The organism is Caulobacter sp. NIBR2454 (assembly GCF_027474405.1).
In the GTDB taxonomy this organism is placed as follows: Bacteria; Pseudomonadota; Alphaproteobacteria; order Caulobacterales; family Caulobacteraceae; genus Caulobacter.
Genome location: NZ_CP114871.1, coordinates 173,136 through 188,354, shown reverse-complemented (window position 1 = coordinate 188,354; position 15,219 = coordinate 173,136). Strand labels below are relative to the sequence as shown.

Annotated in this window: 17 protein-coding genes; 9 read left to right on the top strand and 8 right to left on the bottom strand. The window is 66.4% G+C overall.

Annotation, left to right across the window (positions count from 1 at the left end; translation table 11 throughout):
* Position 1 precedes the first annotated feature (1 nt).
* From atpD to O5K31_RS00950, 6 genes are all read right to left on the bottom strand, one after another.
* Positions 2–1,600 carry a F0F1 ATP synthase subunit beta gene (atpD, locus tag O5K31_RS00975; RefSeq protein ID WP_269715269.1) on the bottom strand — a complete coding sequence of 533 codons (1,599 nt, stop codon included), beginning with the start codon at positions 1,598–1,600 and terminating at the stop codon, positions 2–4.
* A 22-nt stretch (positions 1,601–1,622) separates the two neighbouring features.
* Positions 1,623–2,498: a F0F1 ATP synthase subunit gamma gene (locus O5K31_RS00970; RefSeq protein WP_269715268.1), complete on the bottom strand. Its 876-nt coding sequence runs from the start codon at positions 2,496–2,498 to the stop codon at positions 1,623–1,625.
* A gap of 34 nt (positions 2,499–2,532) precedes the next feature.
* Positions 2,533–4,068: a F0F1 ATP synthase subunit alpha gene (gene atpA, locus O5K31_RS00965; RefSeq protein ID WP_269715267.1), complete on the bottom strand. Its 1,536-nt coding sequence runs from the start codon at positions 4,066–4,068 to the stop codon at positions 2,533–2,535.
* Between the two features lie 6 nt (positions 4,069–4,074).
* Positions 4,075–4,629 carry a F0F1 ATP synthase subunit delta gene (locus O5K31_RS00960; RefSeq protein WP_269715266.1) on the bottom strand — a complete coding sequence of 185 codons (555 nt, stop codon included), beginning with the start codon at positions 4,627–4,629 and terminating at the stop codon, positions 4,075–4,077.
* A gap of 197 nt (positions 4,630–4,826) precedes the next feature.
* A complete protein-coding gene (locus O5K31_RS00955; protein WP_269715265.1) occupies positions 4,827–5,081 on the bottom strand; it encodes a hypothetical protein in 255 nt (84 codons plus the stop codon).
* Positions 5,082–5,226: 145 nt separating this feature from the next.
* Positions 5,227–5,562, bottom strand: coding sequence for a CC_3452 family protein (locus O5K31_RS00950; RefSeq protein ID WP_269715264.1), 336 nt, complete (start codon positions 5,560–5,562; stop codon positions 5,227–5,229).
* Positions 5,563–5,881: 319 nt separating this feature from the next.
* Here O5K31_RS00950 and O5K31_RS00945 point away from each other — a divergent pair, with 319 nt between their 5' ends.
* From O5K31_RS00945 to O5K31_RS00920, 6 genes are all read left to right on the top strand, one after another.
* On the top strand, positions 5,882–6,523 hold the full coding sequence (locus O5K31_RS00945; RefSeq protein ID WP_269715263.1) for a LemA family protein: 642 nt from the start codon (positions 5,882–5,884) through the stop codon (positions 6,521–6,523).
* Between the two features lie 4 nt (positions 6,524–6,527).
* Positions 6,528–7,325: a TPM domain-containing protein gene (locus tag O5K31_RS00940; protein WP_269715262.1), complete on the top strand. Its 798-nt coding sequence runs from the start codon at positions 6,528–6,530 to the stop codon at positions 7,323–7,325.
* Complete coding sequence (locus tag O5K31_RS00935) at positions 7,325–8,029, top strand: TPM domain-containing protein (RefSeq protein WP_269715261.1); 705 nt, start codon at positions 7,325–7,327, stop codon at positions 8,027–8,029. Before O5K31_RS00940 ends, O5K31_RS00935 begins: the two co-directional genes overlap by 1 nt.
* Positions 8,030–8,040: 11 nt before the next feature.
* On the top strand, positions 8,041–8,466 hold the full coding sequence (locus tag O5K31_RS00930; protein WP_269715260.1) for a DUF2780 domain-containing protein: 426 nt from the start codon (positions 8,041–8,043) through the stop codon (positions 8,464–8,466).
* 97 nt (positions 8,467–8,563) lie between these two features.
* A complete protein-coding gene (locus tag O5K31_RS00925) occupies positions 8,564–9,751 on the top strand; it encodes an acetyl-CoA C-acyltransferase (RefSeq protein ID WP_269715259.1) in 1,188 nt (395 codons plus the stop codon).
* 428 nt (positions 9,752–10,179) lie between these two features.
* Positions 10,180–10,314, top strand: coding sequence for a hypothetical protein (locus O5K31_RS00920; protein WP_269715258.1), 135 nt, complete (start codon positions 10,180–10,182; stop codon positions 10,312–10,314).
* Here O5K31_RS00920 and O5K31_RS00915 read toward each other — a convergent pair.
* Positions 10,311–10,712 carry a COG3650 family protein gene (locus O5K31_RS00915; RefSeq protein ID WP_269715257.1) on the bottom strand — a complete coding sequence of 134 codons (402 nt, stop codon included), beginning with the start codon at positions 10,710–10,712 and terminating at the stop codon, positions 10,311–10,313. The genes O5K31_RS00920 and O5K31_RS00915 overlap by 4 nt on opposite strands.
* A 49-nt stretch (positions 10,713–10,761) precedes the next feature.
* Between O5K31_RS00915 and O5K31_RS00910 the strand changes: the two genes are divergently transcribed.
* From O5K31_RS00910 to O5K31_RS00900, 3 genes are all read left to right on the top strand, one after another.
* A complete protein-coding gene (locus O5K31_RS00910; protein ID WP_269715256.1) occupies positions 10,762–11,886 on the top strand; it encodes a DNA cytosine methyltransferase in 1,125 nt (374 codons plus the stop codon).
* Between the two features lie 79 nt (positions 11,887–11,965).
* Positions 11,966–12,952: a cysteine synthase A gene (gene cysK / locus O5K31_RS00905; protein WP_269715255.1), complete on the top strand. Its 987-nt coding sequence runs from the start codon at positions 11,966–11,968 to the stop codon at positions 12,950–12,952.
* A 10-nt stretch (positions 12,953–12,962) separates the two neighbouring features.
* Entirely contained in the window at positions 12,963–13,373 is a 411-nt protein-coding gene (locus tag O5K31_RS00900) for a very short patch repair endonuclease (RefSeq protein WP_269715254.1), read from the top strand.
* On the opposite strand, the gene O5K31_RS00895 is transcribed toward O5K31_RS00900, so the two are convergent.
* On the bottom strand, positions 13,370–15,112 hold the full coding sequence (locus O5K31_RS00895; protein WP_269715253.1) for a hybrid sensor histidine kinase/response regulator: 1,743 nt from the start codon (positions 15,110–15,112) through the stop codon (positions 13,370–13,372). The two genes, O5K31_RS00900 and O5K31_RS00895, sit on opposite strands and share 4 nt — an antisense overlap.
* Positions 15,113–15,219: the final 107 nt, after the last annotated feature.

The following is a 15,219-nucleotide window of genomic DNA, read 5'->3' as shown; positions in this document are numbered from 1 at the left end:
ATCAGGCGGCTTCCGCGGCCAGCTTCTCGGCCTTGGCGACGGCTTCCTCGATGGTGCCGACGTTGTAGAAGGCCGGCTCCGGCAGGTGGTCGTAGCCGCCGTCGCAGATCGCCTTGAACGAGCGGATCGTGTCTTCCAGCGACACGAACACGCCCGGCAGGTTGGTGAACTGCTCGGCCACGTGGAACGGCTGCGACAGGAAGCGCTGGATCTTGCGGGCGCGGGCGACGACCAGCTTGTCGTCTTCAGACAGCTCATCCATGCCCAGGATCGCGATGATGTCCTTCAGCGACTTGTACTGCTGCAGGATCTCCTGAACGCGGCGGGCGACGGCATAGTGCTCTTCGCCGATAACGTTCGGGTCCATGATCCGGCTGGTGGAGTCCAGCGGGTCCACGGCCGGGAAGATGGCCTGGGCGGCGATGTCGCGGCTCAGCACGGTCGTCGCGTCCAAGTGGGCGAACGAGGTGGCGGGCGCCGGGTCGGTCAGGTCGTCGGCGGGAACGTACACGGCCTGGACCGAGGTGATCGAACCCTTGCTGGTCGAGGTGATGCGCTCCTGCAGGTTGCCCATCTCGGTGGCCAGGGTGGGCTGATAACCCACGGCCGAGGGGATGCGGCCCAGCAGAGCCGACACTTCGGCGCCGGCTTGGGTGAAGCGGAAGATGTTGTCGACGAAGAGCAGCACGTCTTTGCCTTCTTCGTCGCGGAAGTACTCGGCCTGGGCCAGACCGGTCAGAGCCACGCGGGCACGGGCGCCGGGAGGCTCGTTCATCTGACCATAGACCAGTGCGCAACGGCTGCCTTCGCCGCCGCCAGCCTTGTTCACGCCGGACTCGATCATCTCGTGATAGAGGTCGTTGCCTTCGCGGGTGCGTTCACCCACGCCGGCCAGAACCGAATAACCGCCGTAGGCCTTGGCGATGTTGTTGATCAGTTCCTGCATGGTCACGGTCTTGCCGACGCCGGCGCCGCCGAACAGGCCGATCTTGCCGCCCTTGGTGTAGGGGCAGAGCAGGTCGATGACCTTGATGCCGGTGACGAGCACTTCGGCGGTCGTGGTCTGCTCGGCGAAGGACGGGGCCTCAGCGTGGATCGGGCGACGCTCGGCCGTGGCGATCGGGCCGCCTTCGTCGATCGGATCGCCGACCACGTTCATGATACGGCCCAGGGTGGCGGGGCCGACCGGCACGTTGATGGCGTTACCCGTGTCGCTCACCCGCTGACCGCGGGTCAGGCCCTCGGTGGTGTCCATGGCGATGGTGCGGACCGTGTTCTCACCCAGGTGCTGGGCGACTTCCAGAACCAGGCGGAACGTCTCGCCGGTGCGCTGGTCGGTGTTGGTGGTCTCCAGCGCATTGAGGATCGCCGGCAGGGCGCCGGTGAACTCGACGTCGACGACGGCGCCGATCACCTGGACGATGCGGCCGGTCGCGCCGACGGGGACCAGCGCCTTGGTGGCGGCGGCCTTCGCGGGAGCCTTCGGCGCAGCAGCCTTCTTCGGCGCGGCGGCTTTCGGAGCGGCGGCTTTCGGAGCGGCGGCGGCTTTAGCAGCCTTCGGGGCGGCGGCCTTGGGGGCCGTAGCAGGGGTCTTGGCCATGGCGAGCTTCAATCGTCTTTCGTCAGATAGCTTCGGCGCCGGAGATGATCTCGATCAACTCCTTGGTGATCTGCGCCTGGCGGGTGCGGTTATATTCAAGGGTGTAGCGACGGATCATGTCGCCGGCATTGCGCGTGGCGTTGTCCATGGCGCTCATCTGGCTGGCATAGAAGCCGGCCTGGTTCTCGAGCAGCGCGGACAGAATCTGAACCGTCAGATAGCGGGGCAGCAGCGTCTCGAGGATTTCCTCCTCGGACGGCTCGTAGGTGTAGACCGCTTCGCCGGACTTGGCCGGAGCATCGCTCTCCACCGCCGCCGGCACCAGTTGGCGCGCGGTCGGAACCTGCGACACCACCGACTTGTAGCGGCTGTAGAACAGAGTGACGACATCGGCCTCGCCCGCCTCGAAAATGCGGGTGATAGCGTCGGCCACCGGCTGGGCGCTGGCGAGCGTCAGGGTGCGCTGGCCCGAAAGCTCGAAGCTCTCGACGATCCGCTCTTCGCCGAACACGCGGCGCAGGGGATCGCGAGCCTTCTTGCCCACGGTGATGATCTTGACGTCCTTGCCTTCAGACAGGCGCGCTGAGGCGAAGTCCTTGGCGGCGCGAACGATCGCGCTGTTGAAACCGCCGGCCAGACCACGGTCCGAAGTGGCGACCACCACCAGGTGACGCTGATCCGATCCCGTGCCCGACAGCAGCTTGGGGCCGTCGCCCGACACGCCCGCCGACAGGTTGGCGATCACGCTGGCGAGCCGCGTCGCATAGGGACGCGCGCTTTCGGCGGCGTCCTGCGAGCGGCGCAGCTTGGCCGCCGCCACCATCTGCATTGCTTTCGTGATCTTCTGCGTGGCTTTCACGCTCGAGATCCGATTGCGCATTTCCTTCAGGCTGGCCATTCGGCGCTACTCTTTCTCCGAGCGTTCCGAGGGCTTAGGCGAAGGTCGCCGAGAAGCTTTCCAGCGCGCTCTTCAGCTTGCCTTCCAGCGTATCGTCGAGAGCCTTCTTGGTGCGGATGCCGTCCAGCAGATCCTTATGCTGGCTGTGCAGACGCGACAGGAACTCGGACTCGAAGCGGCCGACCGAGGCGGTCGGGATCTTGTCCAGGTAGCCGCGGGTGCCGGCGTAGATCACGCAGACCTGTTCTTCGACCGACAGGGGCGCGTATTGCGGCTGCTTCAGCAGCTCGGTCAGGCGCTCACCACGGGCCAGCAGTCGCTGGGTGGCGGCGTCCAGGTCCGAGCCGAACTTCGCGAAGGCGGCCATTTCACGATACTGCGCCAGCTCGCCCTTGATGGGACCGGCCACCTGCTTCATCGCCTTGATCTGGGCCGAGGAGCCCACGCGCGACACCGAGATGCCGACGTTCACCGCCGGACGGATGCCCTGATAGAACAGGTCCGTCTCGAGGAAGATCTGGCCGTCGGTGATCGAGATCACGTTGGTCGGGATATAGGCCGACACGTCGTTGGCCTGGGTCTCGATCAGCGGCAGGGCCGTCAGCGAACCCGAACCGTAGTCCTCGTTCAGCTTGGCGGCGCGCTCCAGCAGGCGAGAGTGCAGGTAGAACACGTCGCCCGGATAGGCTTCGCGGCCCGGCGGGCGGCGCAGCAGCAGCGACATCTGACGATAGGCGACGGCCTGCTTGGACAGATCGTCATAGATGATCAGGGCGTGCATGCCGTTGTCGCGGAACCACTCGCCCATGGCGCAACCCGAGAACGGGGCCAGGAACTGCAGCGGGGCCGGTTCGGACGCGGTGGCCGAGACCACGATGGTGTAGTCCAGCGCGCCGTTGTCCTCGAGCGTCTTGACGATGCGGGCGACGGTGGAGCGCTTCTGGCCGATGGCGACATAGACGCAATAGAGCTTGGCGCTCTCGTCCGTGCCGGCGTTGACGGCCTTCTGGTTCAGGATGGTGTCGATCGCCACGGCGGTCTTGCCGGTCTGGCGGTCACCGATGATCAGTTCGCGCTGGCCGCGGCCGACGGGGATCAGGGTGTCGATGGCCTTCAGGCCGGTCTGCACGGGCTCGTGAACCGACTTGCGGGGGATGATGCCCGGAGCCTTCACGTCCACGCGACGCCGCTCGGCCACGTTCTTGATCGGGCCCTTGCCGTCGATCGGCTCGCCCAGCGGGTTCACGACGCGACCCAGCAGACCCTTGCCGACCGGCACGTCCACGATCTCGCCGAGACGACGGACTTCATCGCCTTCGCGCACGTTGCGGTCGTCGCCGAAGATAACGACGCCGACGTTGTCGCGCTCCAGGTTCAGGGCCATGCCCTTCACGCCGGCGCTGGGGAACTCGACCATTTCACCGGCTTGGACCTTGTCCAGACCGAAGACACGGGCGATGCCGTCGCCGACGGACAGCACGGAGCCGACGTCGGAGACATCGGCTTCTTCGCCGAAGTTGGCGATCTGGGACTTCAGGATGGCCGAAATTTCGGCGGCGCGGATGTCCATTGCGGCTCAGGCTCTCTTCAGGGCGAATTTCAGGGAATCGAGCTTCGACTTCAGCGAAGCATCGAACAGACGCGAACCGACACGCACCTTCAGGCCGCCCAGGAGGGACGGATCGACGCGCGTCGAGATTTCGGGCTCCTTGCCGAGCGCGGTGCGCAGGGCCTGGGCGACACCCTTGGACTGGGCGGCGCTGAGCGGAGCGGCGGAGACCACCTCGGCGGAGACGACGCCGCGCTGAGCAGCCGAGAGGCGCTCGAAGGCGACGATCGCCGACACCAGGTCGGTCGAGCGGCGGTTGGCGGCCAGCAGGCCGAGGAACTTGATGGTGACCCCGTTGAACTTCGCCTTCTTGGCGATGGCGTTCAGGCCGGCGGCCTTGTCTTCGGCGGTGAAGGTCGGGTTGCTCAGCAGACGGCGCAGATCGGCGCTTTCGGCGTGGGCCGCCTTCAGACTCTTCAGGTCAGCCTCGACGGCCGCCATCTGACCGGCTTCGTTGGCCAGGTCGAAGAGGGCCTGGGCGTATCGATCGCCCGCATCCGTCGTCTTGGTATGGTCCGCCACGTAAATCCGCCCGGTGGGTTTGCTTGTCGTTCGCGGCCGAAACGTTAATTCCGTCGCGATATTAAAGGCTTGATTGTGCTTGAAAAAAGCACTTGCGCCCCGCGATCGTTAAAAACCGCCGGGCCGAAGCCGCGCGCCTGATAGCATGTGCTTTTCGCCCCCGCAACCGAGGCCGCCGATCACGGTTGTAGCGAAAGCTACGTCGCGGTCGGGATGCGGAAGATGGCGCTGGCCGCGGCCGCTACGGCGCCTTCGGGTGAAACCGCCCTGGCCTGTATGAAGACCAGGGTGCGGGTGGCGCGCTCGACTGTCGCCTCGGCGCTAGCACCTTCCGCTGCGGCAGCCTCGCCGTAGTCGATCGTGATCGAAACCGGCTCAACGCCCCCCGCCTCGGCGGCGGCGGCGGTCATGGCCGATTGCAGGGAAGCCAGGAGATTCGAGGACGCGGTCATGCCGTGCAGATAGAAGTGTAATGCGGAAAGAATAAAGAGGGCGGCCGAAGCCGCCCATCCCGACCCCGAATAAGGAGGGCGGCCGAAGCCGCCCCAGGGTCTTGATCGAGGAACGATCTGGCCAGATACGCGGCCGGTAAAATTCTTAGTTGGCGGCCGTCTGGGTCGCGGCGGGCGACTGGCCCACATTGCAGCGATCCAGTTCAGCCGCCTCCAGCGACTTGCGGTCGCCCGCATAGGCCGAAACGCGGCCCACTTCCTTGGCCAGGGCCTTGCAGCCAGCAGCCGTGAGCGCGCGGCTAGGAGCCGAGCTTGAAACGCATTCAGTGCCTTCGCAGGCGAAGACGGCGCCTGCGGCGACGACCTTGGTCTTGCCGGCGACCGGCGAGGCCAGGGTGGCGGAGATCTTGCCGTCGGCCAGGGCCGGCAGCGCGAACATCAGGGACAAGGCGGCGCCAGCCGCCAGGGTATGGAGCTTCATGGGGAGCCCTCCGGGCGTTTTCGGGTTTGTCTAAATAAGCGGAGATCGAGCACTGGCCAGCCGCGCCGGGGGATCGCCGCCGATATCCCCATCGGCGGCTCAGCGCGAACTAAGCATTGTTTAGATAACAGGGGCGCCGAAAGCCGCAAAGCGAAATTTTCAACGCCGTCGAAATTTCTCATAGGCGTGGCCGACGCGGTCCAGCAAGCTCGCCGACCTGAGATGGACAAGGTTTAACCTCGACAGCCCTGACAGGGGGTCCGGCCTGTCCTTATCTAACGTCGCTGTGCGGGCATGACCGTCCGCCCTGGAGGGATGAATGAATCGCTTTCTGAAATCGGCCGCCAAGCTTGCCTTGCCGCTGGCCCTCGCCATCGGCCTCGCCGGCTGCGGCGTGAACACCATTCCCACTCGCGACGAGCAGGTGAAGGCCTCATGGGCCGAGGTGCAGAACCAGTACCAGCGCCGGTCGGACTTGATCCCGAATCTGGTCGCCACCGTCAAAGGTTATGCGGCCCAGGAGCAGAACGTGCTCGTGGCGGTGACCGAGGCGCGCGCCGGCGCGACCCAGGTGAAGGTGGACGCCTCCACCATCACCGACCCCGCCGCCTTCGAGCGTTACGCCCGGGCCCAGGACCAGCTGTCGGGCGTGCTCGGTCGTCTGATGATGATCACCGAGAACTATCCGGACCTGAAGTCCAACCAGAACTTCCTGGCCCTGCAGAGCCAGCTGGAAGGCACCGAGAACCGGATCACCATCGCCCGGCGCGACTACAATGAGAGCGTGCGCGTCTACAACACCGAGATCCGCACCTTCCCCGGCGCGCTGTGGGCCGGGACCGTCCATCGCTGGGCCAAGCCGGCGGTGCCGTTCTCGGCCAGCGCCGCGGCCCAGTCGGCGCCGACGGTGAGCTTCGACGCCCCGACCGCTCCGGCGGCGGCTCCGGCCCAGCCGCAGTAGGTTCATGACCCTCGATCTCCGCACCCTGCGCGTCGGAGGACTGCTCGCCATCGCGATGGCGGCGGTCCTCCTGGCCCTGCCTGCCCTCGCCGCGCCTACCTTTCCCAAGCTGACGGGACGGGTGGTCGACGAGGCGAACATCCTGTCGCCTCAGACCGAGGCGGCGCTCACCGAAAGGCTGGCGGCGCTGGAAGAGACCACCGGCCGCCAGCTGGTGGTCGCCACCCTGCCCAGCCTGCAGGGCTACGAGATCGAAGACTACGGCTACCAGCTCGGCCGGCACTGGAAGATCGGACGGGAGAAGGAGGACGACGGGGCGCTGTTCCTGGTCGCCCCCAATGACCGCAAGGTCCGCATTGAGGTCGGCTATGGCCTTGAACCTGTTCTGACCGACACTCTGTCCAGCGTCATCCTGCAGACTCAGGTCCTTCCCCGTTTCCGTGAAGGAGACATGGAGGGCGGGGTCGTCGCAGGCGCCGAAGCGGTTCTCGAACAGCTCTCGCTGCCGGAAGAGGCGGCCAAGGCCAAGGTCGCCCAGGCTGCGGAACAGCCTGAGCGCCACAGCAAGGGCGGCGCTGGAGCAGCCGTCATCATCGGCCTGCTGATCTTTTTCTTCATCACCCGGCTGCTTCCCGGCGGACGCCGACGCAGAGGCGGACTGGCTTCCGCCCTTCCGTGGATCATCCTCGGCTCGCTCGGCAATGGCCGCGGCGGTGGCGGCGGCTGGTCCGGCGGCGGCGGCGGATGGGGCGGAGGTGGCGGCGGCTCTTTCGGCGGCGGCGGATCTTCGGGGAGCTGGTGATGGACCTGAGCAAGCAAGACCACCAACGCATCGCCGCGGCTGTGGCCAAGGCAGAGAGCACGACGGCGGGCGAAATCTACTGCGTCTTGGCGCCAGAGGTGTCCGATTATAAGGAGACGCCGCTGGTTTGGGCGGCCGCCAGCGCGCTCGTCTTGCCGGCGCTGGCGCTCTTCGCCGGCCTGCGCCCGCACATGTTGACCGACCTGTTCGGTGGCTGGACCGTCGCGCACGAGACGGCCAGCGACGCCACCATCTTCTCGGCCCTGTCGATCTACATCGCCATCCAGGCGGTCGTCTTCGTCACCGCCGCCCTGGTTGTCTCGCTAGGGCCGGTGCGGCGCGCCCTGACGCCAGGACCGCTGAAGACAGCGCGGGTGCATCAGGCCGCCATGCAACAGTTCCTCAGCCACGGCCTGCATCTGACCGAAGGCCGCACAGGTGTGCTGCTGTTCGCCTCGGTCGCCGACCATCGCGCCGAGGTGGTCGCCGACGAGGGCATCTACGCCAAGGCGCCGCGCGAGGTCTGGGACGAGGTGGTCGATCTGCTGATCGCCGGCCTCAAAAAGGGCGACGCGGCCAGCGGCTTCGTCGCGGCTGTCGAGCGCTCCGGCCAGATTCTGGCCGAGTATGTGCCGCCCCGAGCAGGCAACCCCAACGAACTTCCCGACGGCCTGGTCGTTCTTCCCAGGCCCGATCGTGGGTGAAGGAGATTTCCGTGATTGAAGACCTGATCGTCGAGATATCGGCCAAGACCTCGCTATCCCACGATCAGGCCCGCAAGGCTCTGGCCGGCGCCCTGTCGCTGATCGCCAAGCATGGCGAGCCGGCCAAGGTGGCGCAACTGTTCAGCGCCGCGCCGGGCGCGGAGGGTCTGGCCGCCGAAGCCGCCGCTGCTCCCGCCAAGTCCGGCCTGTTCGGCGGCCTCATGAAGGCGGCGGGCGGCGCCGGCGGCGCGGCTATGTCCGACGCCATGGCCATGATGCAAAAGCTTTCCCGCGACGGGATAAGCTCGGACGGCCTCCAAGCCATGCTTCCAGTCGCTGGCGAGTGGGTTCGCGAGCGGGCCGGCGGGCGCGATCTGCTGGGCGACACCCTCGCCTCGATCCCCGGCGTCGGCGGCATGCTCGGCCGAAAGGCTTAGGCTGCCCCAGCGTCAGAAAAGTTGACGTTTACGGGAACTGGCGCGTCGCCTTCGCTTGGCCTAGGGTCAATTCAAACTAACGTTTGAGGGAAGCGCCATGCGTGAAGCGGTCATCGTCTCCTACGCCCGCACAGGTCTCGCCAAGTCTGGCCGGGGCGGATTCAACAACACTCATGGCGCGGCCATGGCGGGTCACGCCATCCAGCATGCCGTACAGCGCGCCGGCCTGGACGGCGCCGAGGTCGAGGACGTGGTCCTGGGCTGCGGCGGGCCCGAAGGCGCCACCGGCATGAACGTGGCCCGCAACGCCGCCATGTGGGCCGGCCTGCCCGTCACCACTTCCGGGCAGACCATCAACCGCTTCTGCTCGTCGGGCCTGCAGGCCATCGCCTCGGCCGCCAACTATGTGAAGAACGACGGCGCGGACGTCGCCATCGGCGGCGGCGTGGAATCCATCTCCCTGGTGCAGATGGGCGGCCACATGAATCGCCACTACATCACCGAAGAGAAGCTGCTGAAGACCCATCCCGCGCTCTGGATGGCGATGATCGACACCGCCGACATCGTCGCCAAGCGCTACAATGTCAGCCGCGAGTATCAGGACGAGTACGCCCTGCGTTCGCAGCAACGCATCGCCGCCGCCCAGGCCAACGGCCTGTTCAAGGACGAGATCGTCCCGATGGCCGTGAAGATGAAGAAGGTCGACAAGGCCACCAAGGAAGAGAGCATCGTCGACTACGTGGTCGATCGCGATGAGTGCAATCGTCCCGACACCACCCTGGAGGGCCTGGCCTCGCTGGAGCCGGTCAAGGGTCCGGGTAACTTCATCACCGCCGGCAACGCCAGCCAGCTATCCGACGGCGCCGCCGCCGTGGTGATCATGGAAGGCAAGGAAGCCGAGCGTCGCGGCCTCAAACCGCTGGGCGTCTTCAAGGGCTTCGCCGTCGCTGGCTGCGAGCCGGATGAGATGGGCATCGGCCCGGTCTTCGCCGTGCCCCGCCTGCTGGAGCGTCACGGTCTGAAGGTCGACGACATCGACCTGTGGGAGCTGAACGAGGCCTTCGCCTCGCAGTGCCTCTACAGCCGCGATCGCCTGGGCATCGACCCGGAGAAGTACAACGTCAATGGCGGCTCCATCGCCATTGGCCACCCGTTCGGCATGACCGGCGCCCGCTGCGTCGGCCACGTGCTGATGGAAGGCCAGCGCCGTAAGGCCAAGAACGTGGTGGTGACCATGTGCATCGGCGGCGGCATGGGCGCCGCCGGCCTGTTCGAGGTCTTCTGACCCAGGCCGGATAACGGCGCCCATCATCAAAAGTGGTTTGAAATCGTCTATGCGATTTCAAACGGGCGCCGCCGGCCTGTTCGAGGTCTTCTGACCCAGGCCGGATAACGGCGCCCATCATCAAAAGTGGTTTGAAATCGTCTATGCGATTTCAAACGGGCGCCGCCGGCCTGTTCGAGGTCTTCTGACCCAGGCCGGATAACGGCGCCCATCATCAAAAGTGGTTTGAAATCGTCTACGCGATTTCAAACGGGCGCCGCCGGCCTGTTCGAGGTCTTCTAAAGACGGCCCAAGACTTCAGAAAATAGCGAAACCGGCCGGGACTTCCGTTCCGGCCGGCAAGCTCCACATTAGGAACTCGGCGGTTCGTTAGCCGCTGTTAACGGGTCCGGCGATCGCAAAGATCGCGCCGCCGTGTGGAGCAAATCATGGCCCTCAAGGCCCTACTCGTCATCGTCGCAGTCCTGGCGATTTCCATCGGCCTTCTGCTGCCGGTGCCGCATCACGACAACAGCGCCAAAGCGACGTCGGCCATCCCGATGCTCAACCTCGACAGAGGCTAGCGCTCTCCCCGCGCGCCCGCCTCGGCCGCGCAACCTTTCAGCGTGCGTCCCGCGATCACCGCCTGGGCGCTGAATGGATAGGTCCGGTCCGACATCCCATCCGAACACGGGCCGGCCGTCACCGTCAGCTTCAATTTGCCCTGCCCCGTCTTGGTCTCCCACCGGGCGAAGGTCGCGGTGCGCGTCGGCCCGGAATTGGGGCCGGTGGCCGGTGGATGATCCGGGCGGGTAAGGGCGATCTGATCGGCGTCGACCATCACAGCCCAGAACGGTTCGGTCCCAAGAGCATCTACCGCATCCGGGACGGCGAGGGGCGCTGGCGCCTGTTCTGATTGCCCGGAAGCCGTCTGGCAGGCCGATAGAAGTCCGGCCGCGGCCAGAACAGCGATGCGCCGCATCGTCTTTTCCTTTTTGTCTCTTCCCAACACGCTTTAGCCTGCGTCGGCGATGAATCGCGCCGCGCCCTTTTCCTTTTACGAGTTCTTCGCCGGCGGCGGCATGGCCCGCCTGGGCCTCGGCGAGGCCTGGACGTGCCTGTTCGCCAACGACTTCGACCCACTCAAGGCCAGAACCTACCGCGAAAACTTCCCTGACGCGCAAGAGCATCTGCGCGAAGGCGACGTGTGGGCCATCGCACCGGCCGATCTGCCCGGCCGCGCCGATCTCGCCTGGGCTTCGTCGCCCTGCCAGGATTTCAGCCTCGCGGGCGGCCGCGCCGGCCTTCAGGGCGGCAAGTCCTCGGCCTTTTTCGGCTTCTGGCGGTTGATGGAATCCCTCGACGTGGACGGCCGCGCACCCGGTGTCCTGGTTGTGGAGAATGTCAGCGGTCTCCTGACCTCCAACAGGGGACAAGATTTCGAAGCCCTTTGCAGGGTCTTGACCGAGCGCGGCTATCGGGTCGGCGCGCTGGAGGTCGACGCCACCACCTTCACCCCCCAGTCACGGCCGCGTATCTTCGTCATCGCCGCCCGCACGCCGGCCGAGCATCTGGTCGGCCCCAGCCCCTTTCAGACTGAGGCTGTCCGCAATGCGTATGATCGCCTGCCCAAGGCGCTGAAAGAGGCCTGGGCCTGGTGGGCCGCCCCCGCTCCGCCGGCGCGTAACGCTGATCTGGCGAGCATCCTGGAGCCCGATGGCGCTGTCGTCTGGCGCAAGGAAGCCGACACCGCCGCCCTGCTCGCCCTCATGGCGCCCCTGCACCTCGCGCGGGTGCAGGCTGCTCAAGCTGAGGGTGAACGCGCCGTGGGCGCCGTGTTCCGCCGGATGCGTGGCGGCGTCCAGCGCGCCGAGGTTCGTTTCGACGGCGTAGCCGGCTGCCTGCGCACCCCTCGCGGCGGGTCTTCACGCCAGACGGTGCTGGTGATCGACAAGGGCCAGGTCCGCTCGCGCCTGCTTACCGCCCGTGAAGCCGCCCGTCTCATGGGCCTGCCTGAGGAATACCGCCTACCAAAAAGCCAGAGTGGCGGTCTTCACGTGATGGGCGACGGCGTGGCGGTTCCGGTCGTCCGTTGGTTGGCGGAACATCTTCTTGAGCCCCTCGCGGCCGGACCGATTGCGGCCGCCGCCGAATGAGCCGCTGACAGCCGACGCCTCGGGGCCTAAAGTCCCGCGCTTAGGGCCGGCCAACCAAACCAGTCACGGAATCTCCGCCATGGATGACGCTTCCAACCTGTACGACGCCGCGCGCTACAAGCGCGCTGGGCGCGGCAAGATCTACGACTCCATCCTCGACACCATCGGCGACACGCCCCTCGTCCGCCTGCCCCGCCTGACCGCCGAGCTGAAGCCCAAGGGCGAGGTCGTAGCCAAGCTGGAATTCTTCAACCCGATCGGTTCGGTGAAGGACCGCATCGGCGTGTCGATGGTCGAGTCGCTTGAGGCCCAAGGCATCCTGACGCCGGGCGCGACCATCGTCGAACCCACCAGCGGCAACACCGGCATCGCCCTGGCCTTCGTGGCCGCGGCCAAGGGTTACAAGCTGATCCTCGTCATGCCCGAGAGCATGTCGATAGAGCGCCGCAAGATGCTGCTGCTGCTTGGCGCCAAGCTGGAGCTGACCCCGGCTGAAAAGGGCATGCGCGGCGCCGTCGCCCGCGCCCAGGAACTGGTCGACGCCACGCCCGGCGCGGTCATGCCTCAACAGTTCGAGAATAGCGCCAACCCGCTGATCCACCGCGTCTCCACCGCCGAGGAAATCTGGAACGACACGGCTGGGGCGGTCGACGCCGTGGTCAGCGGCGTCGGCACGGGCGGCACCATCTCCGGCGTCGGTCAGGTGCTCAAAGCCCGCAAGCCGTCGCTTAAGATGGTGGCGGTCGAGCCGGAGGCCTCGCCCGTCCTGTCGGGCGGGGCGGCCGGTCCCCACAAGATCCAGGGCATCGGCGCGGGCTTCGTGCCCGGCATTCTGGATCGCGGCGTGATCGACGATATCGTCCAAGTCGGCAATGACGACGCCTTCGCCATGGCTCGCAAGGCCGCGGCGATCGAGGGCCTGCCAGTCGGCATCTCCTCCGGCGCCGCCTTGGCCGCCGCCTTCCACCTGGCGGCGCAGGACGCCTATGCCGGCAAGCTGATCGTGGCGATCATCCCCAGCTTCGCCGAACGCTACCTGTCCACGCCCCTGTTCGAGGGGCTCTGAGATCCATTCCATGACCGACGTGTTCGACGCGCAGAAGCGTTCGGCGGTCATGGCGACGGTCAAGGGCAAGGACACCAAGCCCGAAATGCGCGTGCGCCGGCTGCTGACGCAGCTGGGCGCGCGCTATCGCCTGCACCGCAAGGACCTGCCTGGATCGCCCGACGTGGTGCTGCCTGGGCGCAAGCTGGCGATCTTTGTCCACGGATGCTTCTGGCATGGCCACGACTGCCGGCGTGGCGCGCGCGAGCCCAAGGCCAACGCCGAATATTGGCAGGCCAAGATCGGCCGCAACCGCGCTCGGGACACCGCGTCCCTCAACGCTCTTCAAGCCATGAACTGGCGGGTCGAGACCGTCTGGGAATGCGAAATGAAGGACGAGGCGGCCTTGAAGCGTCGCCTGGAATCCTTGCTGGCCGGCTAGGCCGGAACGCTGTCCAGCGCCCGACGATGCGCCACAAGGGCCTCCGCCATGGCGGCGTAAAGTTCGCACCCCTCCAAAGCCGCCGACACCCAGCTGTTCATGCCGGCCTTACGACAGCCGTCCCAATCACGCGGCGCCGCGTGCGGCACCAGACCTACCACCGGAATCGCCCGATTGGGCCCACCGCCGGTACGCAGCTGACGGGTCGTCTCGAACCCTCCGGCGCCGGGTAGGTCGGCGTCCATCAGGACAATGTCGAAAGGCTGACGCGCCAGTATGGCCAGAGCCGCCTCGCTGGTCGGCGCGATGGCAGGGCGCAGGCCGAGCGGAGCCAGAAGCTCGACGACCCGGCCTTGCAGACCGTCCGATCCGACCATCAGAACCCGCGACCCGATCACCGCCGACATCACGTCCTGGGCTTCCGGCGCATCGATGGCGTAGACGCGGAATCGCAGGGTGAAGACGCTGCCCTCGCCCTCGCGACTCTCGACGGTGAGGTCGCCGCCCATCAAACGGGCCAACTCGCGGCTGATCGCCAAGCCCAGAGCGCTGCCTCCGTCGATATGGGCGCCGACCTGCTCGAACGGCGAGAACGTCTGCTCCAGAGCCTCGGGCGACAGCCCGGGACCGGTGTCAGCGACAACGACGCTGATCCCGATGCGACCGTCGTTCGCACTTCTGTCGGAGGCGAGCCGGATCGTGACGCCGCCTCTCCGGGTATTTCGAATGGCGTTGGCCAGCAGGGCGTTGAGCGCCTGGCTGATCCTCATGGGATCGCCGTTCACCCAACGCGGCAGGGAGACGCCGCCCTCGACGCGCAGCCGCAGGCCCATCCGCTTGGCCGTGGGTCGCCAAGCGCGCAGGACGTCGTGACCCTTGCGCCGCAAGTCGAACGGAATGTGCTCGATCAGCATGCCGCCCGTTTCCAGGCGCGCGAAATCGGCCAGGTCATTGAGCAAGCCACGCATGGTCGCGCCGGAGCGGGCGATGCGCTGGGCTTGACCGCGAATGGTGGAGGAGGGCGGGGTTGGCCCCTGAAGTTGGGCGGCCGATGACAGGATGGCGTTGATCGGCGCCTTCAGCTCCTGGCTGACCGTGGAAATATAGCCGGACTTGGCCTTGAGGGCCGCCTCGGCCTCCAACCGCTTCTTGTCGAGAGCGAGGACAGCGGCCTGCTGACCCTTCAGCGCCCGCTCGAACATGCGCCAGGTGACCAGGGAGCTGCTGAGCATGATGATCGCCGCCAGGATCATCAGCGGTCGATAGAGCGGCGGCAGGTTGGGATCGAGCACGACCACCGCCGCGGCGGTGAGCAGATAAGGCGCCGAGGAGGTCAGGAAGGCGATCCGCGATGCGGCGCTGATAACGATCAGATTGATCACCGACCCCGAGATCAGGAACACCGCCAGAGCCGGGGCATAGCGCCCGCCCACCAGCCAGAGCCCGGCGGCGACGATAGACATGATCATGGCGGGGATCACGAAAAGGGCGAGAATGAAGATCATTCGGCCCAGGGACGGCGCACGCCATCGATCCCGCCGTGAGGGCCGCAGGACCCAGACCTCGAAGAGCTGGGCGGCGACATAGACGCCCATCCAGCCCCAGATCGCGGCCACATCCGTGATCAGATAAGCGACGAGCGCGATCGGGATAGCCGTAACCACCCGCAGCGGCATGTGCCGGCGGCGGGCGTCCGCCGCCTCCAGAAGGCGCGCGTAAGTGTCCGGAAGATCGCGCATAAAATAATGATCCGTATCGAAGCTACTATCGCGCGGATTTTTGCCTCAATACAACCAGGATTACGCAGCTGTCCGACACGCGAATATTGCAGGCCGAGCCACATGCC

Coding starts and splice junctions, on each gene's coding strand:
- O5K31_RS00900 (WP_269715254.1), top strand. CDS start 12,963: ATGACCGACGTGTTCGACGCGCAGAAGCGTTCGGCGGTCATGGCGACG.
- O5K31_RS00925 (WP_269715259.1), top strand. CDS start 8,564: ATGCGTGAAGCGGTCATCGTCTCCTACGCCCGCACAGGTCTCGCCAAG.
- O5K31_RS00945 (WP_269715263.1), top strand. CDS start 5,882: ATGAATCGCTTTCTGAAATCGGCCGCCAAGCTTGCCTTGCCGCTGGCC.
- O5K31_RS00935 (WP_269715261.1), top strand. CDS start 7,325: ATGGACCTGAGCAAGCAAGACCACCAACGCATCGCCGCGGCTGTGGCC.
- O5K31_RS00950 (WP_269715264.1), bottom strand. CDS start 5,562: ATGAAGCTCCATACCCTGGCGGCTGGCGCCGCCTTGTCCCTGATGTTC.
- O5K31_RS00920 (WP_269715258.1), top strand. CDS start 10,180: ATGGCCCTCAAGGCCCTACTCGTCATCGTCGCAGTCCTGGCGATTTCC.
- O5K31_RS00910 (WP_269715256.1), top strand. CDS start 10,762: ATGAATCGCGCCGCGCCCTTTTCCTTTTACGAGTTCTTCGCCGGCGGC.
- cysK (WP_269715255.1), top strand. CDS start 11,966: ATGGATGACGCTTCCAACCTGTACGACGCCGCGCGCTACAAGCGCGCT.
- O5K31_RS00955 (WP_269715265.1), bottom strand. CDS start 5,081: ATGACCGCGTCCTCGAATCTCCTGGCTTCCCTGCAATCGGCCATGACC.
- atpA (WP_269715267.1), bottom strand. CDS start 4,068: ATGGACATCCGCGCCGCCGAAATTTCGGCCATCCTGAAGTCCCAGATC.
- O5K31_RS00895 (WP_269715253.1), bottom strand. CDS start 15,112: ATGCGCGATCTTCCGGACACTTACGCGCGCCTTCTGGAGGCGGCGGAC.
- O5K31_RS00940 (WP_269715262.1), top strand. CDS start 6,528: ATGACCCTCGATCTCCGCACCCTGCGCGTCGGAGGACTGCTCGCCATC.
- O5K31_RS00970 (WP_269715268.1), bottom strand. CDS start 2,498: ATGGCCAGCCTGAAGGAAATGCGCAATCGGATCTCGAGCGTGAAAGCC.
- atpD (WP_269715269.1), bottom strand. CDS start 1,600: ATGGCCAAGACCCCTGCTACGGCCCCCAAGGCCGCCGCCCCGAAGGCT.
- O5K31_RS00915 (WP_269715257.1), bottom strand. CDS start 10,712: ATGCGGCGCATCGCTGTTCTGGCCGCGGCCGGACTTCTATCGGCCTGC.